Origin of the sequence: Dehalogenimonas sp. W, from assembly GCF_037094495.1 — a bacterium.
Lineage (GTDB): Bacteria > Chloroflexota > Dehalococcoidia > Dehalococcoidales > Dehalococcoidaceae > Dehalogenimonas > Dehalogenimonas loeffleri.
Genome location: NZ_CP146612.1, coordinates 296,632 through 321,398, shown reverse-complemented (window position 1 = coordinate 321,398; position 24,767 = coordinate 296,632). Strand labels below are relative to the sequence as shown.

38 protein-coding genes are annotated in these 24,767 nt (G+C 55.0%); 28 read left to right on the top strand and 10 right to left on the bottom strand.

Annotation, left to right across the window (positions count from 1 at the left end):
- The first annotated feature begins 5 nt into the window (after window positions 1-5).
- The 28 genes from rplV to rpsI are packed head-to-tail and all read left to right on the top strand — an operon-like array spanning window position 6 to window position 13,729.
- The gene (gene rplV / locus V8247_RS01600) at window positions 6-344 is read left to right on the top strand and encodes a 50S ribosomal protein L22 (RefSeq protein WP_338738101.1); all 339 of its coding nucleotides are present in this window, start codon (window positions 6-8) and stop codon (window positions 342-344) included.
- Window positions 344-1,243: a 30S ribosomal protein S3 gene (gene rpsC, locus V8247_RS01595; RefSeq protein WP_338738099.1), complete on the top strand. Its 900-nt coding sequence runs from the start codon at window positions 344-346 to the stop codon at window positions 1,241-1,243. The genes rplV and rpsC overlap by 1 nt, the downstream gene beginning before the upstream one ends.
- Before the next feature lie 28 nt (window positions 1,244-1,271).
- Window positions 1,272-1,709 (top strand): 50S ribosomal protein L16, encoded by a 438-nt coding sequence (gene rplP, locus V8247_RS01590; RefSeq protein ID WP_338738097.1) that lies wholly within the window; start codon window positions 1,272-1,274, stop codon window positions 1,707-1,709.
- The gene (gene rpmC / locus V8247_RS01585) at window positions 1,709-1,906 is read left to right on the top strand and encodes a 50S ribosomal protein L29 (RefSeq protein WP_338738095.1); all 198 of its coding nucleotides are present in this window, start codon (window positions 1,709-1,711) and stop codon (window positions 1,904-1,906) included. The genes rplP and rpmC overlap by 1 nt, the downstream gene beginning before the upstream one ends.
- A gap of 7 nt (window positions 1,907-1,913) precedes the next feature.
- Window positions 1,914-2,204 carry a 30S ribosomal protein S17 gene (gene rpsQ / locus V8247_RS01580; RefSeq protein ID WP_338738093.1) on the top strand — a complete coding sequence of 97 codons (291 nt, stop codon included), beginning with the start codon at window positions 1,914-1,916 and terminating at the stop codon, window positions 2,202-2,204.
- Entirely contained in the window at window positions 2,205-2,573 is a 369-nt protein-coding gene (rplN, locus tag V8247_RS01575) for a 50S ribosomal protein L14 (RefSeq protein ID WP_338738091.1), read from the top strand. It abuts the gene before it with no gap.
- A gap of 6 nt (window positions 2,574-2,579) precedes the next feature.
- Window positions 2,580-2,888 (top strand): 50S ribosomal protein L24, encoded by a 309-nt coding sequence (gene rplX, locus V8247_RS01570; protein WP_338738089.1) that lies wholly within the window; start codon window positions 2,580-2,582, stop codon window positions 2,886-2,888.
- Window position 2,889: 1 nt separating this feature from the next.
- Window positions 2,890-3,435: a 50S ribosomal protein L5 gene (rplE, locus tag V8247_RS01565; RefSeq protein ID WP_338739279.1), complete on the top strand. Its 546-nt coding sequence runs from the start codon at window positions 2,890-2,892 to the stop codon at window positions 3,433-3,435.
- Between the two features lie 8 nt (window positions 3,436-3,443).
- Complete coding sequence (locus V8247_RS01560) at window positions 3,444-3,629, top strand: type Z 30S ribosomal protein S14 (RefSeq protein WP_338738087.1); 186 nt, start codon at window positions 3,444-3,446, stop codon at window positions 3,627-3,629.
- A 42-nt stretch (window positions 3,630-3,671) separates the two neighbouring features.
- Window positions 3,672-4,064, top strand: coding sequence for a 30S ribosomal protein S8 (gene rpsH, locus V8247_RS01555; protein WP_338738084.1), 393 nt, complete (start codon window positions 3,672-3,674; stop codon window positions 4,062-4,064).
- A gap of 19 nt (window positions 4,065-4,083) precedes the next feature.
- A complete protein-coding gene (gene rplF / locus V8247_RS01550; RefSeq protein ID WP_338738082.1) occupies window positions 4,084-4,632 on the top strand; it encodes a 50S ribosomal protein L6 in 549 nt (182 codons plus the stop codon).
- Window positions 4,632-4,997 (top strand): 50S ribosomal protein L18, encoded by a 366-nt coding sequence (rplR, locus tag V8247_RS01545; protein WP_338738080.1) that lies wholly within the window; start codon window positions 4,632-4,634, stop codon window positions 4,995-4,997. The genes rplF and rplR overlap by 1 nt, the downstream gene beginning before the upstream one ends.
- Before the next feature lie 29 nt (window positions 4,998-5,026).
- Window positions 5,027-5,533, top strand: coding sequence for a 30S ribosomal protein S5 (rpsE, locus tag V8247_RS01540; RefSeq protein ID WP_338739276.1), 507 nt, complete (start codon window positions 5,027-5,029; stop codon window positions 5,531-5,533).
- Window positions 5,526-5,708 carry a 50S ribosomal protein L30 gene (gene rpmD, locus V8247_RS01535; protein WP_338738078.1) on the top strand — a complete coding sequence of 61 codons (183 nt, stop codon included), beginning with the start codon at window positions 5,526-5,528 and terminating at the stop codon, window positions 5,706-5,708. Before rpsE ends, rpmD begins: the two co-directional genes overlap by 8 nt.
- On the top strand, window positions 5,708-6,151 hold the full coding sequence (gene rplO, locus V8247_RS01530) for a 50S ribosomal protein L15 (protein ID WP_338738076.1): 444 nt from the start codon (window positions 5,708-5,710) through the stop codon (window positions 6,149-6,151). Before rpmD ends, rplO begins: the two co-directional genes overlap by 1 nt.
- A 1-nt stretch (window position 6,152) precedes the next feature.
- Complete coding sequence (gene secY / locus V8247_RS01525; protein ID WP_338738074.1) at window positions 6,153-7,469, top strand: preprotein translocase subunit SecY; 1,317 nt, start codon at window positions 6,153-6,155, stop codon at window positions 7,467-7,469.
- A gap of 9 nt (window positions 7,470-7,478) precedes the next feature.
- A complete protein-coding gene (locus tag V8247_RS01520; protein ID WP_338738072.1) occupies window positions 7,479-8,123 on the top strand; it encodes an adenylate kinase in 645 nt (214 codons plus the stop codon).
- Window positions 8,123-8,875 carry a type I methionyl aminopeptidase gene (gene map, locus V8247_RS01515; RefSeq protein WP_338738070.1) on the top strand — a complete coding sequence of 251 codons (753 nt, stop codon included), beginning with the start codon at window positions 8,123-8,125 and terminating at the stop codon, window positions 8,873-8,875. The genes V8247_RS01520 and map overlap by 1 nt, the downstream gene beginning before the upstream one ends.
- A 13-nt stretch (window positions 8,876-8,888) precedes the next feature.
- The gene (gene infA / locus V8247_RS01510; protein WP_338738068.1) at window positions 8,889-9,110 is read left to right on the top strand and encodes a translation initiation factor IF-1; all 222 of its coding nucleotides are present in this window, start codon (window positions 8,889-8,891) and stop codon (window positions 9,108-9,110) included.
- 19 nt (window positions 9,111-9,129) lie between these two features.
- On the top strand, window positions 9,130-9,243 hold the full coding sequence (gene rpmJ / locus V8247_RS01505) for a 50S ribosomal protein L36 (RefSeq protein WP_013218517.1): 114 nt from the start codon (window positions 9,130-9,132) through the stop codon (window positions 9,241-9,243).
- A 9-nt stretch (window positions 9,244-9,252) separates the two neighbouring features.
- On the top strand, window positions 9,253-9,642 hold the full coding sequence (gene rpsM / locus V8247_RS01500; RefSeq protein ID WP_338738066.1) for a 30S ribosomal protein S13: 390 nt from the start codon (window positions 9,253-9,255) through the stop codon (window positions 9,640-9,642).
- Between the two features lie 30 nt (window positions 9,643-9,672).
- Window positions 9,673-10,065, top strand: a complete 393-nt coding sequence (gene rpsK / locus V8247_RS01495) for a 30S ribosomal protein S11 (RefSeq protein ID WP_338738064.1) — start codon at window positions 9,673-9,675, stop codon at window positions 10,063-10,065.
- A 6-nt stretch (window positions 10,066-10,071) separates the two neighbouring features.
- Window positions 10,072-10,695 (top strand): 30S ribosomal protein S4, encoded by a 624-nt coding sequence (gene rpsD / locus V8247_RS01490; protein ID WP_338738062.1) that lies wholly within the window; start codon window positions 10,072-10,074, stop codon window positions 10,693-10,695.
- A 27-nt stretch (window positions 10,696-10,722) separates the two neighbouring features.
- Window positions 10,723-11,739 (top strand): DNA-directed RNA polymerase subunit alpha, encoded by a 1,017-nt coding sequence (locus V8247_RS01485; protein WP_338738060.1) that lies wholly within the window; start codon window positions 10,723-10,725, stop codon window positions 11,737-11,739.
- Window positions 11,740-11,750: 11 nt separating this feature from the next.
- Window positions 11,751-12,104 (top strand): 50S ribosomal protein L17, encoded by a 354-nt coding sequence (rplQ, locus tag V8247_RS01480; protein WP_338738058.1) that lies wholly within the window; start codon window positions 11,751-11,753, stop codon window positions 12,102-12,104.
- A 7-nt stretch (window positions 12,105-12,111) separates the two neighbouring features.
- On the top strand, window positions 12,112-12,897 hold the full coding sequence (gene truA / locus V8247_RS01475; RefSeq protein WP_338738056.1) for a tRNA pseudouridine(38-40) synthase TruA: 786 nt from the start codon (window positions 12,112-12,114) through the stop codon (window positions 12,895-12,897).
- Complete coding sequence (gene rplM / locus V8247_RS01470) at window positions 12,884-13,312, top strand: 50S ribosomal protein L13 (protein WP_338738054.1); 429 nt, start codon at window positions 12,884-12,886, stop codon at window positions 13,310-13,312. Before truA ends, rplM begins: the two co-directional genes overlap by 14 nt.
- Before the next feature lie 21 nt (window positions 13,313-13,333).
- Complete coding sequence (gene rpsI, locus V8247_RS01465) at window positions 13,334-13,729, top strand: 30S ribosomal protein S9 (RefSeq protein ID WP_338738052.1); 396 nt, start codon at window positions 13,334-13,336, stop codon at window positions 13,727-13,729.
- A gap of 122 nt (window positions 13,730-13,851) precedes the next feature.
- Here rpsI and V8247_RS01460 read toward each other — a convergent pair whose 3' ends face one another.
- The 10 genes from V8247_RS01460 to V8247_RS01415 form a co-directional block, all read right to left on the bottom strand.
- On the bottom strand, window positions 13,852-14,919 hold the full coding sequence (locus V8247_RS01460; protein WP_338738050.1) for a bifunctional phosphoglucose/phosphomannose isomerase: 1,068 nt from the start codon (window positions 14,917-14,919) through the stop codon (window positions 13,852-13,854).
- Window positions 14,920-14,921: 2 nt separating this feature from the next.
- On the bottom strand, window positions 14,922-16,361 hold the full coding sequence (locus tag V8247_RS01455; protein ID WP_338739269.1) for a phosphoglucomutase/phosphomannomutase family protein: 1,440 nt from the start codon (window positions 16,359-16,361) through the stop codon (window positions 14,922-14,924).
- A 15-nt stretch (window positions 16,362-16,376) separates the two neighbouring features.
- Complete coding sequence (gene metK / locus V8247_RS01450) at window positions 16,377-17,579, bottom strand: methionine adenosyltransferase (protein WP_338739267.1); 1,203 nt, start codon at window positions 17,577-17,579, stop codon at window positions 16,377-16,379.
- Window positions 17,580-17,587: 8 nt separating this feature from the next.
- A complete protein-coding gene (locus V8247_RS01445; RefSeq protein ID WP_338738048.1) occupies window positions 17,588-18,847 on the bottom strand; it encodes an adenosylhomocysteinase in 1,260 nt (419 codons plus the stop codon).
- Between the two features lie 41 nt (window positions 18,848-18,888).
- On the bottom strand, window positions 18,889-20,454 hold the full coding sequence (locus V8247_RS01440) for an AAA family ATPase (RefSeq protein ID WP_338738046.1): 1,566 nt from the start codon (window positions 20,452-20,454) through the stop codon (window positions 18,889-18,891).
- 11 nt (window positions 20,455-20,465) lie between these two features.
- Entirely contained in the window at window positions 20,466-20,816 is a 351-nt protein-coding gene (locus V8247_RS01435; RefSeq protein WP_338738044.1) for a hypothetical protein, read from the bottom strand.
- A gap of 31 nt (window positions 20,817-20,847) precedes the next feature.
- A complete protein-coding gene (locus V8247_RS01430) occupies window positions 20,848-21,879 on the bottom strand; it encodes a methionine synthase (RefSeq protein ID WP_338738042.1) in 1,032 nt (343 codons plus the stop codon).
- An 85-nt stretch (window positions 21,880-21,964) separates the two neighbouring features.
- Entirely contained in the window at window positions 21,965-22,837 is an 873-nt protein-coding gene (gene mtnP, locus V8247_RS01425; RefSeq protein ID WP_375340870.1) for an S-methyl-5'-thioadenosine phosphorylase, read from the bottom strand.
- Between the two features lie 19 nt (window positions 22,838-22,856).
- Entirely contained in the window at window positions 22,857-23,864 is a 1,008-nt protein-coding gene (gene mtnA / locus V8247_RS01420) for an S-methyl-5-thioribose-1-phosphate isomerase (RefSeq protein WP_338738040.1), read from the bottom strand.
- 20 nt (window positions 23,865-23,884) lie between these two features.
- Window positions 23,885-24,628, bottom strand: a complete 744-nt coding sequence (locus V8247_RS01415; RefSeq protein WP_338738038.1) for a class I SAM-dependent methyltransferase — start codon at window positions 24,626-24,628, stop codon at window positions 23,885-23,887.
- Window positions 24,629-24,767 lie beyond the last annotated feature (139 nt).

Genomic DNA, 24,767 nt, shown 5'->3' with positions numbered 1-24,767 from the left:
GAAAGATGCAAGTTAAGGCAATATCTAAAAACACAGGGGTATCCCCAAGAAAGGTCAGGCTCTACGTTGACCTGGTCAGGGGCAAAGGCGTGGCTGAGGCGCTGTCCATTCTGCGTTTCATGCCGTCTCCCACCGCCGGGCTGGTCGCAAAGACTGTGAAGTCCGCGGCATCCAGTGCCGAGAACAATTACCAGATGGAACCTAACGAATTAAAAATAGTACAAATCTACGCTGACGGGGCGCCAATGATGAAACGGCACCGGCCGCGATCGCGCGGACGGGTATCGCCGATTCTCAAACGGTCAAGTCATCTAACCGTCATCGTAGCGGACCAGGAGGGTTAATGGGACGCAAGGTTCATCCGTACGCTTTTCGCATCGGCGCCATCAAGGGTTGGAATTCCACCTGGTATGCCGAAAAAAACTTTTCAGACAACCTCCTGGAGGATCTGAAAATCCGGCGGGCGATAAAAAAGAAGTACACTGACGCCGGGATTTCCAACATTGAAATCGAACGACAGGCAGCGAAGGTGACCGTCACCGTTTCTACAGCGAGGCCGGGTATTGTCATCGGTCGAGGCGGTCAGCGTGTTGACGAGATGCGTCGTTTTCTGGAAGAGGTGGCCGGAAAAAAGATTCAACTCAATATCCATGAGATTGGTCAGCCGGAACTTGACGCTTATCTGGTAGCCCGCTCTGTTGCTGATCAGATGGAACGGCGTATCGCTTACCGGCGAGCCATGAAACAGGCGATGTTCCGCACCCGGCAGGCCGGAGCTCAGGGCATCAAGATCAAAACTTCTGGGCGCCTGGGTGGTGTTGAAATTGCCCGGCAGGAAGAAATGCACAACGGACGGGTGCCTTTGCACACCATTCGGGCTGATATTGACTACGGTTTTGCGGAAGCCAACACGGCGCTGGGTCGCATTGGCGTTAAGGTGTGGATCTATCGGGGCGATATTCTGCCCGAAGCCAAGGCAGTTGTGGAAGAGGACTTCATCAGCGAAGCTCAGGCCGCCGCCGCTGCAGCTGAGGCCGAAGCTGCTGAGTTTGAAAAAGCGAACGAAGCCACCGCCGGCGAAGGTGAAGGCGTGACTGTAGCTGTAGCCCAGCCGAAAACCCGTCGCAAGTCTGTTGATACTGAGAAGGAAGCCAGGGAAACTAAGCCTGAGTCGGAAGACGGTGCTGAAAAACCCAAGCGCCGCGTGCGTAAGGCAGCCGAAGAAAAAACCGAAGACGCCTAGCGTCAGACATTTTAATTAGAGGGAAACCATGCAGCAACCAAAACGTGTAAAATTTCGTAAAAGTCATAAAGGCCACCGTCACGGCGAGGCTCAGTCCGGTAACAAACTGGATTTTGGCGATTTCGGCATGCAGGCCACTTCTACCGCCTGGGTCACGTCCCGGCAGATAGAATCCGCCCGGCGCGCCATGACCCGCTATATCAAACGCGGTGGTAAGGTCTGGATTCGGATTTTTCCGGATCATCCGGTAACCAAAAAGCCGGCTGAAACCCGGATGGGTTCCGGTAAGGGGTCCCCGGACCATTGGGTGGCTGTCGTCAAACGGGGTCGCATGATGTTTGAAATGGGTGGTGTGGGTGAGGATGTCGCTCGCGAGGCGATGCGCCTGGCCTCCCATAAACTGCCGCTGCAGACCAAGTTTGTGGTTAAGGAAGCGGAAGCTGTTGCGGCCGAGGAGAATGTTTAATGAAAATTGAAGAAATAAGAGCGCTGTCCGGTGAAGAGATTAAGAAACAATTGGATAGTGTGTACCGTGAGTTACTGGAAGTACGGTTTAAGCTGGCAACCAAGCAGTTACAGAATAACCGGGAATTGCCTAATCTTAAAAAGGATATTGCCAGGTTCAAAACGGTGCTTCGTGAACGTACCCTGGGTATAAGGTAGGATATTTATGGAAGAGATTCGCAAGATTAAAAAGACCATCGGCCAGGTGGTCTCCGACAAAATGGACAAGACCATCGTGGTGGCTGTGGAGACCCGGCGCCAGCACCCGATTTATAAAAAGTCCTATAAGGTCGTCAAGAATTATAAAGTTCACGACGAAAAGGGCGAAGCGCACTACGGCGATAAAGTGGAGATTATTCCCACCCGTCCATTGTCCAAAACCAAACATTGGCGCCTGGGTCAGATTCTCACCAGGGGTGAAGTAGCCGAGTCGGCGGAATTGAAGGAGATAACCTAAATGATTCAGGCTTACACTCGTTTAAAGGCTGCTGATAATACCGGCGTCAAATCACTGATGTGCATCAATGTTTTAGGCGGCTCCCGTAAATTACGCGGTCGCATCGGAGATGTTATTGTGTGCTCGGTGAAACGCGCTGCGCCGGATTCCGGCATTAAGGAAGGCAGTGTAGTTAAAGCCGTCATCGTGCGGCAGGTAGCTCCGCTGCGGCGGCAAGATGGGTCCTACATTAAATTTGATGAGAATGCCGCTGTGGTCATCAATGACAAGAATGAACCTCGCGGAACCCGTATTTTCGGCCCGGTGGCCCGGGAACTGCGGGACAAAAAATTCTTAAAAATTGTATCGCTGGCGCCCGAGGTACTGTGAGGCATAATGAAAATTAAAAAAGATGACAATGTGCTGGTTATCGCCGGCAAAGACCGCGGTAAAAGCGGTAAAGTACGCCAGGTGGCAGCCGAGGATCGGTTGCTGGTTGAAGGCGTGAATATGGTTAAGAAACACGCGCGGCCCCGTGCTCAGGCACGGCAGGCGGGTATTATTGAACGGGAAGCCCCGCTTCATGTTTCCAACGTGATGGTGCTTTGCAATAAGTGCAGCAAACCAGCCCGTTTGGGCAGCCGTGTATTGGCCGATGGGAAGAAAGTGCGTTTTTGTAAATCCTGTGGCGAGGTAATTGACTAATATGGCCGGACTCAAAGAAAAATACTTGAAGGAAGCCGTTCCCAAATTGCGGGAAGCCTATGGCTATCGCAATATCATGGAAGTGCCGCATTTGACCAAGGTCGTGGTAAATGTTGGTGTCGGTAAGGAAGCTTCCTCAAATCCCAAAGTTGTTGAAACCGTACAGGCTGACCTGGAGGCTATCGTTGGTCAGCATACCGTAGTGACACGGTCCAAGCATAGCATCGCTAATTTTAAGTTACGCGAAGGGATGCCTGTAGGGGTCAAGGTCACCCTGCGCGGCCGGAATATGTACAATTTTCTGGATAAATTGATCAGTGTTGTGCTGCCGCGTTTGCGGGATTTTCAGGGAGTACCCAAGGATGCCTTTGACGGCCGGGGGAGTTATGCCCTGGGTCTCAAGGAACAATCCGTATTTCCGGAAATTGATTTTTCCAAGGTTGATAAACTGCGTGGGCTTGAGGTCTGTATTGTGACCTCGGCTAAAACGGACGCGGAAAGCCGGACCCTTCTTGAAGGTCTCGGCATGCCGTTCGCGAAGGAATAGGGGAGACAATGGCAAAAACATCTAAAATCGTTAAGGCGCTCCGGGCGCCGAAGTACCCGGTGCAGCAACATAATCGTTGTTTGAAGTGCGGACGGCCGCGGGCTTATATGAGGCAATTCGGTATTTGCCGCATATGTTTCCGGGAATTGGCGCTTCAGGGTAATATTCCCGGTGTCAGGAAGTCGAGCTGGTAAGATGACAAAAATAATTTATCGTTTAATTTCAGGGGGATTGGGATGACTGATCCGATTGCCGATATGCTAACCCGGATCCGCAACGCCTCAATGGCAGGACATGACAGCACTCTGGTTCCGGAGTCGCGGGTGAAACAAAATATTGCCAAGTTGTTGAAGCAGGAAGGATTTATCTCCGGCTTTGAGCTGATTGGTGATAAACCCAAACGCCATATCAAAGTAGCCTTACGCTACGATGAAAAAGGCGTGCCCATGGTCAATGGTCTGGAGCGGATCTCCAAGCCGGGATTGAGGGTCTATGTTCAGCGCGGGGAGATTCCCCGTGTTTACGGCGGGTTGGGCATTACTGTTCTGTCCACTTCCCGCGGGGTAATGACCGGCTACCAGGCCTGGCGGCAGGGCGTCGGTGGTGAACTGCTTTTGAAAGTCTGGTAAAAGAGTCGAGGAATATACGATGTCACGAATTGGAAGATTACCGGTGGCCCTTCCCCAGGGGGTGAAGGTGACCATTGAAGGAAATGAAGTGACCGTAACGGGACCAAAAGGAGAGCTGAAACGCACCTTTAATCCGGATATGGTTATTACACAGGATGACGGCAAACTGGTTGTTGCGCGTCCGTCCGATGCTCCCGATCATCGGGCCTTGCATGGACTGACCCGCTCGCTGCTGGCCAATATGGTTCAGGGCGTCAACGAGGGATACGTCAAAGGATTGGATATTGTCGGGGTCGGTTTCCGGGCTGAGAAAGACGGTGAAAACCTGATTTTACGGGTTGGCTATTCTCATACCGTTCAGATTCCGGCGGTTGCCGGCGTCAATTTTACTTTGGAAACACCTACCAAATTGAAGGTTTCCGGGATTGACAAGGAAAAGGTCGGGCAGGTTGCCGCTGAGATTCGCGGTGTCCGCAAGCCTGACTCCTATAAGGGCAAAGGCATCCGTTATACCGGTGAGGTAATTAAACTAAAACCCGGCAAAGCGGTCGGAAAGGCGGGTAAATAATGACTAAAACAGATTCTCGTTATGCCCGCAAGGTGCGGCATATCAGACTTCGCAAGAAGGTTGAAGGCAGTGCCGAAAGGCCGAGGCTGTGCGTATTCCGTTCGCTGGAGCATATTTATGCTCAGGTGATTGATGACAGCCGGGGCGCAACGCTGGTACAGGCGTCCACGTTAGATACCGAGCTGAAAGAGAAATCTGCGGCGGCCCCAAAGGTCGCGCAGGCGGAAATGGTCGGTCAGGCAGTCGCCCGGCGAGCCCAGGAAGCCGGCATAAAGGAAGTCGTGTTTGACCGAGGCGGCTTTAAATACCACGGCAGGGTTAAAGCCCTGGCTGATGCGGCCCGCGCGGCCGGATTGTCGTTCTAGGAGGCTATGTGGCTAATAAAAGAGAAGTAATTTCAAAAATTGATGCGGAAGAGTTGTCTTTAAATGACAAACTCATCTATATCAACCGGGTCACCAAGGTAGTTAAAGGCGGTAAAAGAATGGCCTTTTCAGCTTTGGTTGTAACCGGTGACGGTGCCGGTCATGTCGGTGTCGGTTTGGGTAAAGCCAAAGAAGTGCCGGTAGCGATAGCCAAGGCCAGCGCTACGGCTAAAAAGAACCTGATTAAGGTTGATATGAAGGGCACCACTATTCATCACGAAATCCGTGTGCGTTTCGGCGGCGCCGAGGTATTCCTCAAGCCTGCCGCGCCCGGTACCGGGATTATCGCCGGCGGCAGCGTGCGGGCGGTGATGGAAACTGCCGGAGTCAAAGACGTTTTGACCAAGTCGCTGGGCAGCGCTAATAAGACCAATGTCGCCCGGGCGACCGTGTCAGCACTGTCACAGATTAAAGATCCCAAGATCGCCATAGCCCGGCGGCGGGGTCCGGCAACCGGGGAGGTTGTTAATGGCTAAGCTGGCAGTCACCTGGGTTAAGAGCACTATTGGATATAAAGCAGACCAAAAGGCAACTATTGAGTCTCTTGGTTTTAAGCGGATGCACCAGACGGTGGTGCATGAAGACAATCAGGCCATTCGCGGTATGATTCAAAAAGTCAGGCATCTCGTTGAAGTGGCGGAGGCAGAATAATGAAAGAACACGAATTGTTTCCTTCCCCGGGTGCGCGTAAAGACCGCAAACGGGTCGGCCGCGGTGATGCCAGCGGGCACGGCGCCTATTCCGGAAAAGGTCTTAAAGGCCAGAAAGCCCGGGCCGGCGGCAAAGTTCGCCCTGGTTTTGAAGGCGGTCAGAACCCGCTGATTAAGAAATTACCGCAGAAACGTGGTTTTGTGAACCCTTTCCGAGTGGAATTCAGTATTATTAATGTCGGCACGCTTAATGTGTTTGAGGCTGATACCGAAATCACTCCGGAGGTGCTGGTTGCCCGTAATCTGATAAAAAATACCAAGGCTCCGGTAAAAATTCTGGCCAATGGCGAGCTTGACCGGGCGCTGGTGGTAAAAGCCAATCGCTTTACCGCTGCTGCCCGCGCTAAGATAGAAGCCGCCGGCGGCAAGGTAGAGGAAATCTAAAATGGCCGAGAAATCGAGCCGACCTAAACTGCTCCAGGCGATGATGGATGCTTTTAGCCTGCCGGATTTACGCCGGCGCATCCTGATTACCATCGGTATTCTGGTAGCTTTCCGCTTTATCGCGCATGTCCCGATGCCGGGTGTTGACGCTCAGGCCTTGAATGACCTGATGGGCTCAAATGCCGTCCTGGGGATGCTGGATATCTTCTCCGGCGGCGCCTTGCGTAATTTTAGTTTGGTTGCCTTAGGTGTTTATCCTTATATTACAGCCAGCATCGTTATGACGCTGATGACACCGGTGGTACCGGTTTTACAGCGACTTTCCCAGGAAGGCGAGGCTGGTCGTAATAAAATAAATATGTTTACCCATTGGATTACCGTGCCCCTGGCAGCCATGGGCGGCTGGGGACAACTGGTGCTGCTGCAGCGGGAAGGCGTTGTTGCCGCTTCCGAACCGCTGGTAACCGCGGCGATTATCGTTTCACTGACGGCCGGAACGTTGTTCCTGGTCTGGCTGGGCGAACAAATCACCCAGTACGGTATCGGTAACGGTGTTTCCATCATTATCTTCGCCGGGATCGTAGCCGGACTACCGCAGCTTATCGGCCAGGGTTTCCTGGCTCAGGATCAATTCCTGGGTTTGGCGGTGTACGCCTTAATCGCCCTGGCAACCACCATCTTAATTGTTATTTTTACCGAGGCACACCGCCGGGTACCGGTACAATATGCTAAGACCGTTATCAAAAGCGGCCGGATGTACCGGCAGAGCGGGGCCTCTCATATCCCTTTGCGGGTTAATACCGCCGGCATGATTCCGTTGATCTTCGCTTCGGCGCTGATAATCTTTCCCGGTACGGTGGCCAGTTATTTTGCCAATCCGGCGGGGACCGACCCTAATTTTGCCAATACTATTGTCAACTGGTTCAGTCCCAGTGCCGAACTGCCGATTGGATTGTTTTACTGGGGTATGTTCTTCCTGCTGACCATGGCGTTCGCCTTTTTCTATACAATGATTGTGTTTCAGCAGCAGGATTTGCCGGGCACACTGCAAAAGCAGGGCGGCTTTATTCCGGGTATCCGACCCGGCAAGATGACTTCCAACTACCTGAATGGTGTTATCCGCAATATCACCTGGGCGGGCGCGCTGTTTCTGGCTACGGTGGCCGTCATGCCCTTTCTGGCTCGGGAGATAACATCGGTGCAGACCTTACAGCTTTCCAGTTTCGGGATGTTGATCGTGGTTGGTGTCGTATTGGATACCATGAAGCAACTGGAAGCCCAGTTGGTAATGCGCCGGTATGAAGGCTTTATCAAGTAGAGCAGAATAATGTATAATGTAGTTTTTCTGGGCGCCCCGGGCGCCGGCAAGGGTACGCAGGCGGCGTTGGTCGCCGGTCGGGCCAATCTGGCTCACCTGGCTTCCGGTGATTTGTTTCGCAAGGCTATTGAGCGGGACGATGAACTCGGGCGACAGGTAAAAACGTACTTGGAAAATGGGCAACTGGTACCCGACAGCGTGACTGTTGCCATGGTGCTCAATAGAATCAGTGAGTTGGAGAACGTTGCCGGAGTTATTCTGGACGGGTTTCCCCGGACACTGTCTCAGGCGGAAGCGTTAAGCACTGCCTTGGAAGCACAGGGTGAGCGTGTTGACCGGGTGGTTTATATCGCTGTGCCGCAGGCCGAGTTGGAAAGGCGTTTGTCCGACCGCTGGGTTTGCCGCAGTTGTCAGGCGACTTACTCCGGTGCTGATCGGGAAGCATCTGCCTCCTGCCGGAAGTGCGGCGGTGAATTGTATCAACGGCCGGATGACACTCCGGAGACGGTAAAAAGCCGCCTGGAGGTATATTTCCGGGAAACCGCACCGCTGATTGAGTACTACCGGCAGCGGGGAGTTCTGGCCGAGATTAACGGGCAGGGGGATATTGAAAATATCACTGCACGAATCACGGAAGCATTGAAACAGGGTTAATGGGGATTATAATTAAATCTGAACGAGAGATTATTATCATGCGCCGCGCCGGACGGATTGTCGGGAATGCGCTGATGGAATTGAAGCATCAACTGAAACCGGGAATGAAAACCATAGAATTGGATAAAAAGGCTGAAGAGATGATTCGGGCCTTGGGCGGGGTGCCCTCGTTCAAGGGCTATCGCGGCTTTCCCGGCAGCTTGTGTATTTCGGTTAATGAACAGATCGTTCATGGTATTCCCGGTGAAAGGGTTTTGCTGGAAGGCGATGTCGTGTCGCTGGATCTGGGCGCCGTTGTAGACGGTTTTCAGGGCGATGCGGCCATTACGGTGGGTGTTGGGGCAGTTTCAGATGAGGCCGCGGCTCTTATTACGGCTACTGAAGCCGCTCTGGCGGCTGGTATCGCGGCGGCTAAAGCCGGCCAACGGCTGGGCGATGTCGGAGCCGCTATTCAACAGTACGCGGAATCCCGCGGTTACGGGGTAGTCAGGGAATATACCGGACACGGCATCGGTCGTGAGATGCACGAAGACCCGTCGGTGCCCAACTATGGGCGCTCCGGCAGCGGTATGTTGCTGAAAAAGGGGATGACCCTGGCCCTTGAACCCATGTTGAATCAAGGTACCTGGCGGACAAAAGTCGGACCAGATGCCTGGACTGTTTCCACTGGTGACGGGTTGCTATCCGCCCATTTTGAACATACCATTGCCATTAACGACGGGGAAGCGGAGGTGCTGACGGTGGCTGGCTAGCCTGCCGGATATTATGCCTAAAAAGGACGCCATAGAAGTTGAGGGTACGGTGCTGGAAGCCCTCCCCAACACCACCTTTCGGGTGGAACTGGCCAACGGCCATGAGGTTCTGGCGCACATATCGGGCAAAATGCGTGTTCATTACATCAGAATATTACCCGGTGACCGCGTCCTGGTGGAGCTGTCGCCTTATGACCTGACCCGGGGTCGCGTTACTTACCGGTTCAAATCGTAAACAGTCAAAGGAGATAATGGTGAAAGTCAGAGCTTCGGTCAAACCGAGATGTGAAAAATGCAGAATTATCAGGCGCAAGGGCGTTGTCAGAAACATCTGCCCCAACGTCAAACATAAGCAGAGACAGGGTTAGGAGGCAGAAATGGCACGTATTGCCGGTGTTGATATTCCCCGTAACAAACAGGTGGTTTATTCCTTACCGTATATTTTCGGTATCGGACCCACCCTGGCCGTCAAGATACTTGATCGGCTGAATATTGAACAGACCACCAAGGTGAGTGATCTGACCGATGAAGAGCTTAATCATTTGCGCGAAGTCATTGACAAGGAATATCGTGTTGAAGGTGATCTGCGCAAGGAAATTACCCTGAACGTAAAGCGGCTGACCGATATCGGTTCATATCGGGGTATGCGGCACCGCAGGGGTTTGCCGGCGCATGGCCAGCGCACCAAGACTAATGCCCGTACCCGGCGCGGCCCGCGCAAGACAGTTGCCGGACGCGGTCAGAAACGCGGCGCGGCGAAGAAATAATATGACAGTTACACCAAGTAGGAGGCTTTAATGGCGACCAAAAAACGCACTGGCGTCAAGAAAAAAGAAAAGAAGAATATACCGGTAGGTAAAGCCTTTATTCAGGCGACCTTCAACAATACCATTATCACGCTGACCGATATGCAGGGTAACGCCCTGGCATCCACCAGCGCCGGTAATGCCGGGTTCAAGGGTTCCCGCAAGAGTACGCCTTATGCGGCTCAGATGGCAGCCCAGAACTGTGTTAAAAAGGCGATGGAGAGCGGTTTGCGTCAGGTGGAGGTGCTCGTCAAGGGCCCCGGGTCCGGCCGCGAAGCAGCTATTCGTCAGCTTCAGGCCTCCGGCCTGGTAGTGACCGGTATCCGGGACGTGACGCCCATTCCCCACAATGGTTGCCGGGCTCCCAAGAGAAGGCGGGTATAGAGGATTATGGCCAGATATTATTTAGCAGTTTGTCGTCAATGCCGCCGCAGCGGTGAAAAACTTATGCTTAAAGGCAACAAGTGCGTGTCTAAATGCACTTTTGATAAACGGCCCAAGCCGCCCGGTCCTCAGGCCGGTCGCCCACGCCGGTTATCTGATCGCGGCACCCAGCTGCGGGAAAAGCAGAAGATTCGTTACACTTACGGTGTTCTGGAACGTCAGTTCCGGCGTTTCTTTGCGGAAGCCGAACGGCTACCCGGTGTCACCGGTGATAACTTTATCGTCTTGCTGGAAAGACGTTTGGACAATGTCGTTTACCGGTTGGGACTGGCGGATTCCCGCGCCCAGGCCAGACAATTGGTGCGCCACGGTCATCTCACGATTAACGGCCGTAAACTGGATATTCCGTCCTATGTGGTACGCGAATCCGACGAGATCGGTTTCCGTGAAACGAGCACCAAGACAGCCTATTACCAGCGTGTGCTCGAGGTTATAGGCACCAAGGTTGTTCCGGATTGGCTGTCGGTCGACCGGAAAACCCTTGTCTGTAAAGTGGTATCGTTACCCACTCGTGGTGACCTGGACCAGAAACTGGATCCCCAGGCTGCGGTGGAATATTATTCACGCTAGTTGGTTCATTCTTAAGGAGGTCAGGCTGTGACAGAAATTGCCCAGCCCCTAATTGCAACAAAAGAAGCTGATGAGGCCTACGCCCATTTCACGGTAGAACCGTTGGAAAAGGGTTTCGGCACTACTATCGGCAATGCCCTGAGAAGGGTCTTGTTAAGCTCGCTGATCGGCGCTGCCGTTACTCAGGTGCGCATTGAAGGCGTACAGCATGAATTTTCGCCGTTACCCGGAGCCAAAGAAGATACGATGAACTTTCTGCTTAACCTTAAAGGGTTGAGACTGAAGCCGTTGTCCGGCCATCCGGGGAGACTGGTCCTAGACGTTAAAGGCGCCCGTCAGGTCACCGCCGGTGATATTGCAAAGTCATCCGATTTTGAAGTAGCCAATCCGGATCTGTATCTGGCTACTTTGGATAACGCCGATTCCCATTTATATGTTGAGATGGAAGTTGAGATCGGCCGTGGGTTCGTTGAAGCTGCTGCCGCTGACAATGCCGCTATCGGTACTATTCCTCAGGACGCCATTTTTAGCCCGGTGGAAAAGGTCAATTATGAAATTGAACCGGTTCACATGGGGCAGGAAATGAGCTACGAGCGTCTGCATATGCGCATCTGGATGGACGGCACCATGTCGCCGGCTGACGCCATATCTCAGTCAGCGGGGGTTTTGGTAAGTCATTTTCAGCCATTCACCGAAATCGGTGCTCCGGCGCTGAAGATCTCTAATACACCACCGGTGAAACTGGCGATTCCCGAAGAAAAATTCAACATGCCCATTGAGCAACTGGATCTTTCGGTTCGTTCCCTTAACTGTCTGCGGCATGCCGGTCTCAATACCGTCGGCGAACTGCTCAGCAAAGGCATTGACGAATTAATGGGTCTGCGCAACTTCGGTCTGAAGAGCCTCAATGAGCTTGAAGAACGCCTGCAGGCGTTTGACCTGTCGTTCAACGCACCGGAGGGATTACTGTCCGGGGTGGTTGAAGAAGTAGAAGAAGAAACAAAAAAGCCCCGGCGCAAGCGCGCTGATGCGGCCGCTGAGTAAGGTGAGATAATATGCGACACGGACTAAGAAGCAAACGTTTTGATCGTGATTCCGGGCAGCGCCAGGCCCTTTTCCGTGGCTTAGTGACTGATTTGATCGGTTATGAAAAAATAACCACTACCGAATCCCGCGCCAAGGAAATCCGGCGGGTAGCGGAAAAGATGGTCACTTTGGGCAAAAAGGGTGACTTGAATGCCCGGCGACGGGCGCTGGCCTTTATCTATGACGAAAAGGTGGTTTCCAAGCTGTTTGATGAGTTGGCCGGACGATTCGCCGACCGTAAAGGCGGCTATACCCGGGTCATCAAACTGGAGCCGCGTCAGGGTGATGCCGCACCAATGGCCGTGGTGGAGTTGCTCAAGTAGCTTTGTTTTGGCTGCTCTAAATAAGCAAAAACTGGTTTTAACAATTGAATATGACGGGACAGGGTATCGTGGCTCTCAGGCGCAACGTCACGGGGCAACTATTCAGTCGGAACTGGAAACCGCGCTTGAAAAGCTGGCTGGGACAAAGATTCGGGTACACCTTGCCGGCCGTACCGATGCCGGGGTTTCGGCTACCGGTCAGGTAGTCAGTTTTCGGACTGAACTTGATTTGCCGCTGGAAACCGTAGCTACCGCGCTGAATCACTTTCTGCCGGCGGAAATCGCCGTGCTGGGCGTGTATCGGGTGCCTGAAGAATTTGATGTTCGGCGTCACGCCGTCAGCCGGGAATACTGTTACCACATCTGGCACAGTCCGGTGCCTTCGCCGCTGCGGGAACGATACAGTTACCGGGTGTATGGTGAGCTGGATTTATCAGCCATGAATCAGGCGGCGGCGATGCTGGTGGGTAACCACGATATGGCCGCCTTTGCCAGCAGGCTGGGTAAGAAGGCGGGCAGCACCATCCGCCGGGTGGACGCCGCGGAAGTTGTCCGGCAGGATGCCGAGATTACGTTCCGGATTAAGGCGGCTTCGTTCCTGCCGCATCAGGTACGGAACATCGTCGGCTCTCTGATCAAGGTTGGTCAGGGAAAAATGACTCTGGATGAGTTTAGTGAACTGATGACCGCGGCGGTGCCCGGCTCAGCCGGACCGGCGGTACCGGGCAAAGGCCTGTGCCTGATCAGTGTTAATTATGTGAAGGATTTGGGAGATTACAATGAAAACCTATAATGTTAAAGCGGGAGAAATCACCCGGGAATGGCATGTCATTGATGCCAAGGGCAAAGTGCTGGGGCAGGTAGCGACTGAAGCAGCTCGGCTCCTGATGGGCAAGCACAAGCCGATTTTTTGCCGTCATCTGGATACCGGCGACGGCGTCATCGTCGTTAACGCCGCCCAGGTGGATTTTTCCGGCAAAAAGGGTACTGACAAATTGTACTACCGTCACTCCGGTTATCCCGGCGGCTTCCGCAAAGCCAGTCTGAATGAAATGATGGCCAAAAAGCCCACTTTTGCCATTGAACGCGCTATCCGCGGCATGTTGCCCCGGAACCGGCTGGGCGCGGCGATGATTACTAAACTTCGGGTGTACGCCGGCGCGGAACATCCGCACCTGGGCCAGGTATCGGCCGCCAAAGAAGCCTAATAGCAGCGAGGAATTATAAAGATGGAAAAGAAGAATTATTTTCAGGGCACCGGCCGGCGTAAGACTGCCGTCGCTCAGGTACGTTTGACCCCCGGTAAGGGTGCCATTGTAGTGGACGGCAAGCCGTTTGAAGAGCGCTTTAACCGGCCGGAATACCTGCGCTCGGTGATGAAGCCGTTTGAAGTAACCGATACGGTTGGCAAGTTCAGCGTGATGGTCAAGTGCTCCGGCGGCGGAATTGCCGGGCAGTCTGATGCCATCGCTATGGGTCTGTCCCGGGCGCTGGTCGCTGCTGACGAGAACCATAAGGGCGTGCTGCGGGAAAACGGGTTACTGACCCGGGATTCACGCACCAAAGAACGCAAGAAGCCTGGTTTGAAACGCGCCCGTAAGGCGCCGCAGTACACCAAGCGTTAATACCCGGTTAGGTTTTACATCCGAAAATAGGCCCGCACGGCATATGCCGTGCGGGCTTTCTTTATTGATATAAAAAAACCGCCTGAAAGAGGCGGTTTTTTTGTTTAAGATGAGTTACGCGGTTAAGTGGATTCGGCCAGCCGTTTCTTAAGATAACTGATATTCTCCACCGGCGACGGGTCGGCGTTATTGAGCAGTGCCAGGTAGTAGCTGACATAATCACCCATCAGAATCAGGCTCATCATCTGGGCCAGCGGGCTGATGCCCCGGCCGTCGGCAAAGTTGACCCTGGCGCCGGATTTGCCCAGCAGGTCGGCGGTAACATAATATCGTTTGACGATGCGTTCCGACAGGTGGTTGGAGCGCAGCATCACCACCGCCAGACTGGGCACCAGTTGTTCGGGAAGTTGATAGCCGGCAATAGCGTTATGATTCAGTTCCGGGAAGGTTTGAGAAAACGCCCATTGCTTGGCGTTCTCACTGAACTGGGTCTGCCAGCGGTAGGCCACCTCAACGGCTAATCCGGCGCCGTAAACCACCGGGATGCGCCCGAATAGCTTATAGGCCATTTCCTTGGCCAGATTGTGACTCAGGGCCTTGCCGGGCTCTATTTTCCGGGCGAATTGCTCAGTAACCAGCGCCGCTTCTGAAACATCGGGATTCTTGTCCGCCGCCAATCCCATACGGGTCAGGAAGTTCAGCAGTGGAAATATGCCCCAGGCTACGGCAGCCCGTGGTTGAGCTTTGTAATCAAAGACAAAAGCCGGAATATCATGTTCCCGGGCCAATTCCAGCAATCGCCCGCCGGTGGTAATAACCAGCTTCTTCGCCGGGCCGTTTAAGGCCTGTTCAAACCCTGATAATGTCTCCTCGGTATTTCCTGAATAACTGGAGGCGATTACCAGTGTTTTATCGTCCACCCAGCCGGGCAGGTCATAATCCCGCAGCACACTGATCTGGGCTTTGGATTCGCTCATCAGCAGCCGGCGCACCAGATCGCCGCCGATGGCCGAACCGCCCATGCCCAGCACCAGCACCTTATCAATACCCTGATAATCCGGCAGTTCAAACTCAGCGGCCTGATTCCAGGCGTTCAGCAGGGTTTCGGGTAACTCGCGGATGCGCTGCCCCATGCCCTCAGGATCAAGTTTTTCATACGTCTCGGTTTGGTCCAGCATTATTTCGTTCATCATTAAACTCCTGCCAGTTGTTTTCCCAGTTCCAGTAAGCGGTTGACCCGGGCCATGGAATCGGCCTCGGCATAAATACGTAACAGCGGTTCGGTACCGGAAGCCCGGATTAACAGCCAGGCGCCGTCTTCAAAGGTGAAACGGAATCCGTCAATGGTGTCTTTAACTACCGCGCGGTCGTCCAGCCGGTCCGGGTCGGCCTTGAGTAACCGGTCCATCACCGCCTGCCTGGCGGCCTCGTCAAAGCCGATATCAATCCGGTTGTAATCGTGGTGGTCAACCTTGCTGTATAAGTCGGCCAGCAGCTCTGAAGGCGTCTTGCCGGTGGCGGCCATGAAATCCAGAAAGTACAGACCGGCCAGCATGGCATCCCGTTCCAGAACATGATTCCGGAAGCCGTAGCCGCCGCTTTCCTCGCCGCCGATGATAGCATTTTCACGTTCCATCAAGGGGGCGATGTTCTTGAAGCCGACCGCGGTCTCAAAAATCGGTACGCCGTACAGCCCGGCCAGTTTATTAAGCATGGCTGACGTGGTGATAGTCTTGATAATAGCGCCGCGCTGGCCGCGCACCTCCAGCAGGTACATCGCCAGCAGGGACATCACCTGAAGCTGAGTTACAAAATTGCCTCGTTCATCCACCACGCCCAGACGGTCGGCATCGCCGTCGGTTGCCAGCCCTACATTGACGCCCTGCCGAACAACCGCCGCCTTCAGTTCCGTCAGGTTGCCGTCAATCGGCTCCGGCTGCTGCATGCCGGGAAAGGCCGGGTTAATCTCGCCCTTGATTTCCGTCATCGGATAATCTTCACCCAGCAGGCGGCGGAAGTATCCGGCACCGGCACCGTGCATGGAATCCAGCATGATGGTGTTGTCGGACTGCCGCAGCTTGGTCAGATCAACCAGCGTTCCCAGGTTTTCCAGATAGGGCGGAGCCAGATCCACCCGTTCCAACAGCCCCTGAGCGGCCGCCTTGTCCGGACTGAGGCGTTCAGGTGTCATCCCGCTTTCATAGATGGCCCTGATGTGCTTTTCAATCACCGCCACTTCCTCGGGAGGGGCGGATGAGCCGGAGGCGGACTTGATTTTGAAACCATTCCAATGCCCCGGATTATGGCTGGCGGTAATGACCACCGCCCCGCCGGCGTTGCGTTTCAGGGAACTGAAGCTGACAGTGGGGGTCGGCACCGCTTCGCGGGACAGGCTGACCCTGATGCCCGCGGCGTTCAACACCATGGCCGTTTCCAGCGCGAAATCGGCTGACAGGAACCGGGTATCGTAACCAATGACGATTCCCCGGCCCGCCGCCCCGGTTTCCTTGAGATAGCGGGCGTATCCGGCGGCGCAGATGGCCACGTTATCAAACGTGAAATTGCGGGCGATCAAATCCCGCCAGCCATCGGTACCGAATTTAATCGGTATAACTTTATCCTTGGCGTTCATCACTTTACCCAGCCTTTACAGCCCGGCGTCGGCTTTCAACGCCGCGGCTTTATCCACGCGTTCCCAGGGCAGGTCAATATCCGTCCGGCCGAAGTGGCCGTAAGATGCGGTCTGGCGATAAATAGGTCGGCGCAGGTCTAGGTTTTTGATGATGGCGGCCGGCCGCAGGTCAAAATGTTTCCCCACCAGTTCCATCAGTTTTTCCTGGGTGACTTTGGCGGTGCCGAAGGTTTCCAGAGAAACCGACAGCGGCTGCGCGCGGCCGATGGCGTAGGCAATCTGCATCTCCACCTGGTCGGCCAGACCGCTGGCGACAATATTCTTGGAAACGTAGCGTGCCATGTAGGCGGCGGAACGGTCCACCTTGGTCGGGTCCTTGCCGGAGAAGGCCCCGCCGCCGTGACGGGCAAAGCCGCCGTAGGTATCCACCAGTATCTTGCGGCCGGTGAAGCCGGTATCGGAGGCCGGGCCGCCGATGATAAACCGTCCGGTTGTATTTACATAATAATTGGTTTTGTCGTCGGCCAGTTCGGCGGGAATAATCGGCCGGATAACGTGGCTGAGGATATCTTCGTAGATGCGTTCCTGGCTGACTCCGTCGTCGTGCTGAGCGCCGATAACCACGGTTTCAATCCTGACCGGGACACCGTACTGGTATTCTACCGTGACCTGACTTTTACCGTCGGGGCGCAGGTAGGGAATAATGCCCTGTTTGCGGACATGAGCCAGCTGGCGGGTCAGCCGGTGGGACAGCGCGATGGCCAGCGGCATCAGCTCCGGCGTTTCATTACAGGCATAGCCCACCATCATACCTTGATCACCGGCACCGACAGCGTCCAGCGGGTCGCTGGAGCCGGCTTTGGCCTCGGCGGACTGGCCGACCCCGAGGGCAATGTCAGCGGATTGCTTGTTAATGGAAACCATCACGCCGCAGGATTTATAGTCAAAGCCGCATTCCGGATTGGTATAGCCGATTTCGCGTACCACGTTGCGGACGAGTTCGGGTATTTCCACATAGGTCTGGGTGGTGATTTCTCCCAGCACAAAAACCAGGCCGTTGGTCACCGCGGTTTCACAGGCAACGCGGGCAAAAGGGTCTTTGCCGATAATGGCGTCCAGTACCGCGTCAGAAACCTGATCGCACATTTTATCCGGATGGCCTTCGGTCACCGATTCCGATGTAAAAAGGTATTTTTCCGAGTCCTTGCAGCTTAACATCATGCCTCCTAAGTTCCCTCCTGCCAGCTGGACAGGTATTCTTTTTGTTCCTCAGTCAGGGTATCAATGGTCACCCCCAGGCTGGTCAGCTTGAGAGCGGCTACGTTATCATCCAGATCAGCCGGAACCGGGTACACCCCGGCGCTCAGCTGGCCGCGGTTCTTTACCAGGTATTCCAGCCCCAGCGCCTGATTGGCAAAACTCATGTCCATGACGCTGGCCGGATGGCCTTCAGCCGCGGCCAGGTTAATCAGCCGGCCTTCGCCCAGCAGGTAGAGTTTGCGGCCGTCGGGCATCAGATACTCTTCCACGTACGGTTTGAGGGTCCGTTTACCGGCGGCCATGGTTTCCAGCGCCGGGATGTTGATTTCTGAGTTGAAATGGCCGGAATTAGCCATGATGGCGCCGTTTTTCATCACCGCGAAGTCATTGGCGTCAATGACGTTTTTGTCACCGGTAACGGTTACGAAGATGTCACCGATTCTGGCGGCATCTTCCATCGGCATGACGGCAAAACCGTCCATGACCGCTTCCAGTGCCCGTACCGGATCAACCTCAACGACAATAACGTGCGATCCCATGCCGCTGGCGCGCAGGGCTAGACCGTGACCGCACCAGCCGTAGCCGACCACCACCGCCTTTTTCCCGGCCCACAGCACGTTGGTGGCCCGGGTGATGCCGTCCAGGGTGCTCTGCCCGGTACCGTAGCGGTTGTCAAAGAGGTGTTTGGTTTTGGCGTCATTAACAGCGATGATGGGGTATTTCAAGGCCCCGTCGGCGGCCATAGCCTGCAGCCGGATGACGCCGGTCGTAGTCTCCTCGGTGCCGCCGATAACCCCGCTCAGGAGCTCAGTGCGCTTGGTATGCAGGGTGGTCACCAGGTCGGCCCCGTCGTCCACCGTCAATTGGGGCTGGACTTCCAGCGCGGACATGATGTGTTTGTAATAGGTGGCGTCATCTTCACCCTTGATGGCGTGGGTCGGAATGCCGTAAGCATCCAGCGCCGCCGCTGCGTCATCCTGGGTGGACAACGGATTGGAGCCGCACAGTATCAGGTCGGCACCGCCGGCTTTCAGCGTCAGCGCCAGATTGGCGGTTTCGGTAGTGACGTGCAGACAGGCGGCGATGCGGACGCCCTTAAAGGGCTGTTCCTTTTCAAATCGTTCGGCGATAAGTTTGAGCACCGGCATTTCACGCCCGGCCCAGGCAATGCGTTCCTTACCGGCAGCCGCCAGCCCGGCGTCTTTGATATCGGATTTTGGTGACATGGCAAACCTTTCTAAATAATATTCAACGGCTTCTGCCGACCTTAAACCAGGAGGTCAACTATCTGCCGCACGTTCGCTTCAACAGAGTCCTGAGTGTCAATTATAACATGATTTCGGCCAACCGGCAGTTCATCCGCCGGTTCCAGCCGGTCTTTTTGGTGGGCATAGATTTCCCGGCAACCGTCGGAAACACTTGCCTCTTTCTGTCGCCGGTCAAGGCGGGCCAGTTGCTCCGGCTCGCTCAACCGGCATTCAATTATCATCGCCTCCGCGCCGTATTGGGCTGCCAGCTTCAGGGCAGCCGCCCGGTCATCACGCCGCAGGAAGGTTGCGTCCAAAATGGCGGACTCGCCGCCGGCCAGCACTTTGCCGGCTTCGTTCAGCATGGCGTTATAGGTGCGGAGGGTTTGTTCCGGAGAATATAGCCCCTGACCGAATGCCGCCGGCGCCGGCGTTTCCGGTGCCAGCCCGGCCAGGGTTTTGCGGGTGATGTCAGAGGAAATGTGCCTCAGTCCCAGGTGACGGGTCAGCTCAGCGGCCAGGGTTGATTTACCACAGCCGGTCACGCCGGTGGTAATGAAGAGCTGCGGCCGCGGCAGGATGTAAGCCGTTGCCAGGTCAAAATACCCCTGAGCTTTTGCCAGTTCCGCCGCTTTTTCTTCCGGGGACACAAACGGGTCGTCCAGCTTGAAACAGGCCACTTTAGCCCGGATATGAGCGCGATACGCCTGATAGAACTTCAGCAGTGCGTACAGCCGCCGGTCGCCGCTGGCGTGAACATATTCCTTAACAAAAATTTGCCGCAGGTCACTGCGTCCGTGACGGTCCAGATCCATTGCCAGAAAGGCAATTTCTGAAGCCGTGTCGCCGTAGCGGAAGCGGTCATTGAATTCAATACAGTCATAGATACAGATGTCGCTACCGTTGAAGTTGACGTGGGCGGAATGTAAATCGCCGTGGCAATCCCGGATGTGGTCGCCGGCAATGCGGTTGTCCAACATCGCCGCGTGATCCGCCAGGAACCGGTCAAAGTAACTGCGCAAGGCATCAAATTGGCGCTGACTCAGCGCCCGGCCGATATACGGCCGGCTCTGTTCAAAGTTCTCGGCTATATTGCCGCTGATGGTGTCCAGTGAGCCGAACCGGTTGATTTCGCCTCCGGTAGCGGCTTCAGCGTGAAAAAAGGCCATCTTCCTGGCCACTGCTGCCACCATGTCGCCGGTCAGGCGGTTGGTTTGCAACAGATGATCCATCATGCCGGTCAAGGGCAACTGGTTCATCTTGACGGCATAATCAAGCGTCTCGCCTTCACCGCCGAGCTGGATTTTGCCCTTATGATTACGCACCACCGGCACCAGTCCGACATAAGAGCCGGGGCACAACCGGCGATTAAGCACCAGTTCCTTTTCGCCGAACAGTTTGCGCTTTTCCAGCGTGGAATAATCCACATACCCCAGGTTGACCGGTTTTCGGATTTTGTAAGCGTACTTACCGGTCAATAACACAAAGGACATCTGGGTCTGGAGCAACTCCACCTGTTGCGGGCATTCATCAGGGTATTGGGACGGTTGCAGCAGGGCGGTGATAACTTCAGGCAACTGGCTCATAAGCCGTGAGGTTATTCCGCGTCTACTTTTTTAACAGCCTTTTTGACCGCCTTCTTGGGCTTGTCTTCAGCAGCGGCTTCGGTTTCTGCCTTAGCTTTGGGCGTGGCCTTGGGTTTGGCGGCGGCTTTCGTTGCCGGTTTGGTTGCTGCGGCGGTGGTTTCTGCCTTGGCTTTAGGTGCAGCCTTCGTCTTGGTGGTCTTTACCGCAGCTTCGGGTGTTTCCTCAATTTCGTATCTGGTCCGTGCCGGAGCCGGGGTGACCTTGCCGCCGGTTTCAGCCAGCCGCAGTGCCCGGGCCTTTTCCTTCAGCGCTTCCTTGCGTATCTTTTGTTTGTGTTGCGCAACGCGCCTCTTTTTGTTCATGTATAGTATCTCCCTCTGTTTATTTATTATCTTACAGGTAACGGCTTCGCATCCGGTCGGTCAGCGCCGCCGCCAGTTCCAGCGCCTGTTCGGCGCCGTCTTCACTCATGTAAGCCATGCCGCAACTGGGGGTTATCAGCCCATGTCCCACCAGCTTCCGGAACTCCATCCCCTCGCGGGTGAATGGAGCCATGGCCTCTTCCAGGCGGTCCTGAAGACTGGCCGGAGTTTCTTCCTTAACCCCCGCATCAGTGTTCGGCACGATGCCCCAGGCAATAGCCCCGCCGCGGCCGATGAACTGGCTGATCTCTTTGGGATACAAAGCCAGGGAATTGGCGTAGTTGTAGGCGTCAAAGCTGATTATATTTAACGATAGATCGGTCAAGAGCGTCCAATCGGTATTACCGCAGCAGTGCACGCCTCTGATGCCCTTGATTTCACCCAGCACCTCGGTCAGTATCTGCTGAATGCGTTCTTTGGACAGGGGCAGGTAGGCTGAACCATAAGCCGTCAGCGCCGGTTCATCCAGGAACATGACGGTTTTAGAGGCTATCTGTTTAAGCTGTTTTTCCTGCCAGGCAATCTTCAGGGCCAGCAGTTTGGCGGCGGCTTCAGATAACACGTCGTCGTAAATCATCAGTCCGCCGGTCTCGTCCTTGATGGACAGTCCCCAGCTGACCGGACCTTCCACCTGGCCCTTAACGCCCCTCGGCGACGGCGGATGAATCTCCAGGAAAGCATGGAATCCGGCGGCCGCTTCGGGGCTGATGCCGTATTTTTCTGTATCGCTGGTGATATAAGCCCCGTACAGGGCTTCCAGTTCCTTCTCCCATTCCACCGTCGTCCGGTCCATCACCGCTTCATCATCGGTGATTTTCAGGCCAGGGAAGCCTTCGGCATACTGGGCTGTCATCAGTTCCCGATTGGAACGTTGCGGCAACTGCGGCCAGGCCGGCAGTTCGGTCAGGTACTTTGCAATCAGCTTGCAGGCCTTGACCGGGTCCTGGTGCGGCATACTGCCGATGATTGTGGGCGCCAGATTAAACTCAGTATTATGGGTCATTAATTCTCCATGATATAAAACTGTCTCTATTTAACCACAAAAGGGGGTATCGGGGAAACAATCGTCATGTACGCCCGCAAGGTCGCTATGGCAGATATTTGCCGGCAATCAGCCTTAGATGCTCCTTGCGGTCCGGTGATATAAGTTTCGGGTCGGTGACAATCGCCCCGGCCAGTGCGCTGGGACAGCCGCAAGTCCGGGCCGTCGTCAGGCGGGTTGCAGCTAACTTGATGATGCGCTTTGAAAGCTCCATGTTGGCTTTCAGGGTGGCCATAATTATGTCCACCGTCACCGGTGTTTCTTCTTCATGCCAGGAATCGTAATCGGTGGAACAGGCGATGATGCCGTAACAAATCTCGGCCTCACGGGCCAGCCTGGCTTCCGGTAGCGCCGTCATGCCGATGACATCGGCCCCCCAACTTTTATGCAGCCGGGATTCCGCCCGGGTGGAAAAGGCCGGGCCTTCCATCACCACATAGGTGCCCCCGTCATGCACCGTCGCGCCGGCATCGCCGGCACAGCTCACCAGCAGTTTTCTCATGTCCGGGCAGAATGGGTCGCCGAAAGCGATATGAGCCACCACGCCGTCGCCGAAGAAGGTGTTCACTCTCCGGCTGGTGCGGTCTATCAACTGGTCGGGAATCAGCAGGTGTCCCGGCGCCACTTCCTTTTTAAAGCTGCCGACTGAATTGATGGCGATAATACGTTCCACGCCCAGGCTTTTCAGCGCCCAGATATTAGCCCGCACCGGAATATCGGTCGGCTGAATCCGGTGGCCGCGGCCGTGCCGCGGCAGAAAAGCCATGCGGACGCCGTCCAGCGTGCCGGTGACGATGCTGTCGCTGGGCTGGCCGTAAGGCGTATCCAGCTCCAGCTCGCGGACGTCGGTCAGCCCCTCAATATCGTACAATCCGGTGCCGCCGATGACTGTCAGTTCAATTTTGTCCGGTTGGTTCAATGTTCTGTCTCCTGTTCGTTTAGGGTAGTTTGCGGATACCGGTTTCAGTGATGAATCCGGTGATATAGCCGCCGGGCGTAACGTCAAAGGCCGGATTACAGGCTTCAATGCCTTCCGGGGCCACTCGTTTACCATTCTGGTGGGTCACTTCGTCCGGTGAGCGTTCTTCTATAATTATATCGTCGCCGGTGGGCAGTTCCGGGTCAAAGGTGCTTGAAGGAGCGGCGATATAAAATGGAACCTTGTTGGCTGCGGCCAGCACCGCCAGCCCGTAGGTGCCGATTTTATTGGCGGTGTCGCCGTTTTTGGCGATGCGGTCGGCCCCGGTGATAACCATATCCACCCGGGCCTCTTTCAGAAAATACCCCGCCATGGAGTCGGTGATCAGCCGGAAGGGAACATGTTCCTTTTTGAGTTCCCAGGCGGTCAACCGGGCCCCCTGGCACAGCGGCCGGGTTTCGGTCGCCAGTACCTGAATACGCTTGCCCCGGCGGTGGGCTTCAATTATGACGCCCAGAGCAGTCCCGTACCCGGTGGTTGCCAGCGGGCCGGTATTGCAGTGGGTCATTATGGTGTCGCCGTCGTTAATTAAATCAGCCCCAAGTTCAGCGATTTTTCTGGTGGCTTCTATCTCTTCAGCCTGGATTTTTTCAGCTTCGGCCAAAATCGCGTTGCGGGCGGTCAGGATGTCGGCGGCCGCCTCAGCGGCGGCGTTCAGCCGCTCCACCGCCATGAACAGGTTGCGGGCGGTCGGCCGGGTGCCCGCCAGTTCTTCGGCCACGGTATGATACTGTTTCAGAAACTCCTTATGGTCGCGGCTTTCAATCTTCTGGACGCCCAGGACAATGCCGTAGGCCGCGGCGACCCCGATAGCCGGGGCACCCCGCACCCAGAGTGACCTGATGGCTTCCGCCACCTGATGATGGTCGGCCAGTTCCAGATAGGTCTCATGTTGCGGCAGGCGGGTCTGGTCAATGATCAGCAGGCGGTCGCCCAGCCATTCCACCGTTTTATAATTGCCGGTCATGTTGTGTGCGGCCTCGCTGATCAAATTTCGCCGAGGTAGCCGTCAACCGCGGCTCGTAGCTCCAGTTTGCCGTGGTCGGAATACTTATCATAAAGTGTTGCCAGTTTTTCCACAAACTCCGGGAACAGCCGGTCGCCTTTGACCGGGGAAAACGGCATGGATAAAGCGTATCCGATGAGTGTCTCCAGGTCAATATACCGGTGGTTACAGAAGGTGCGGTGTTCAAAATTTCCGTTTTTGAAAAACCGGCTCGCCGGCCATTCGCTGTCGGTGCCGCCGGTATAATCCGGGCAGAAATGCCGCAGTAGGTTTTCCATGGCTTCACCGAAAGGGTAATCTGTTAATCGTGTATGCCAGACCAGCGCTGTCAGACCGTCGGGTTTAAGTATCCGCTTGAATTCTTGAAGCGCCGCATCAAATTCAAAATAGTGAAAGGCCTGCCCGGCGGTTATCAGGTCAATGCTGTTGTCACTAAGACCGGTCGCCTCGGCGCTGCCGGCAATGATGGTGACGTTGGCCGTGTCTTTTAAGTATTCTCCCGCCGCCCGGCGCATCCGCTCATCCGGCTCCACCGCCAGTACTCTTTTGACGCGGGGTGAAATCATTTTGGCCAGAATACCCGCACCAGCCCCGATATCGGCTGTCACTGAGTCTTCGGACAAACCGCCTCGGTTAATCAGGTAGTCAATATATTCCGCCGGATAGCCCGGCAGGTACTTTATATATGACTGGATTCGGGCCGGGAAATCTGGGTCGCTGTTCATCGTGTTCAAAGCGGTTTTATTATACCAGAGCTACTGTATACTGCTTACTGAAAACCGACTACTCTTATGCCCAGCTAGGCCGAAGCAGTCATGGTTTCCAGTTTGATATTTAAAATTTTATTATTTGAATTTGTTTGTT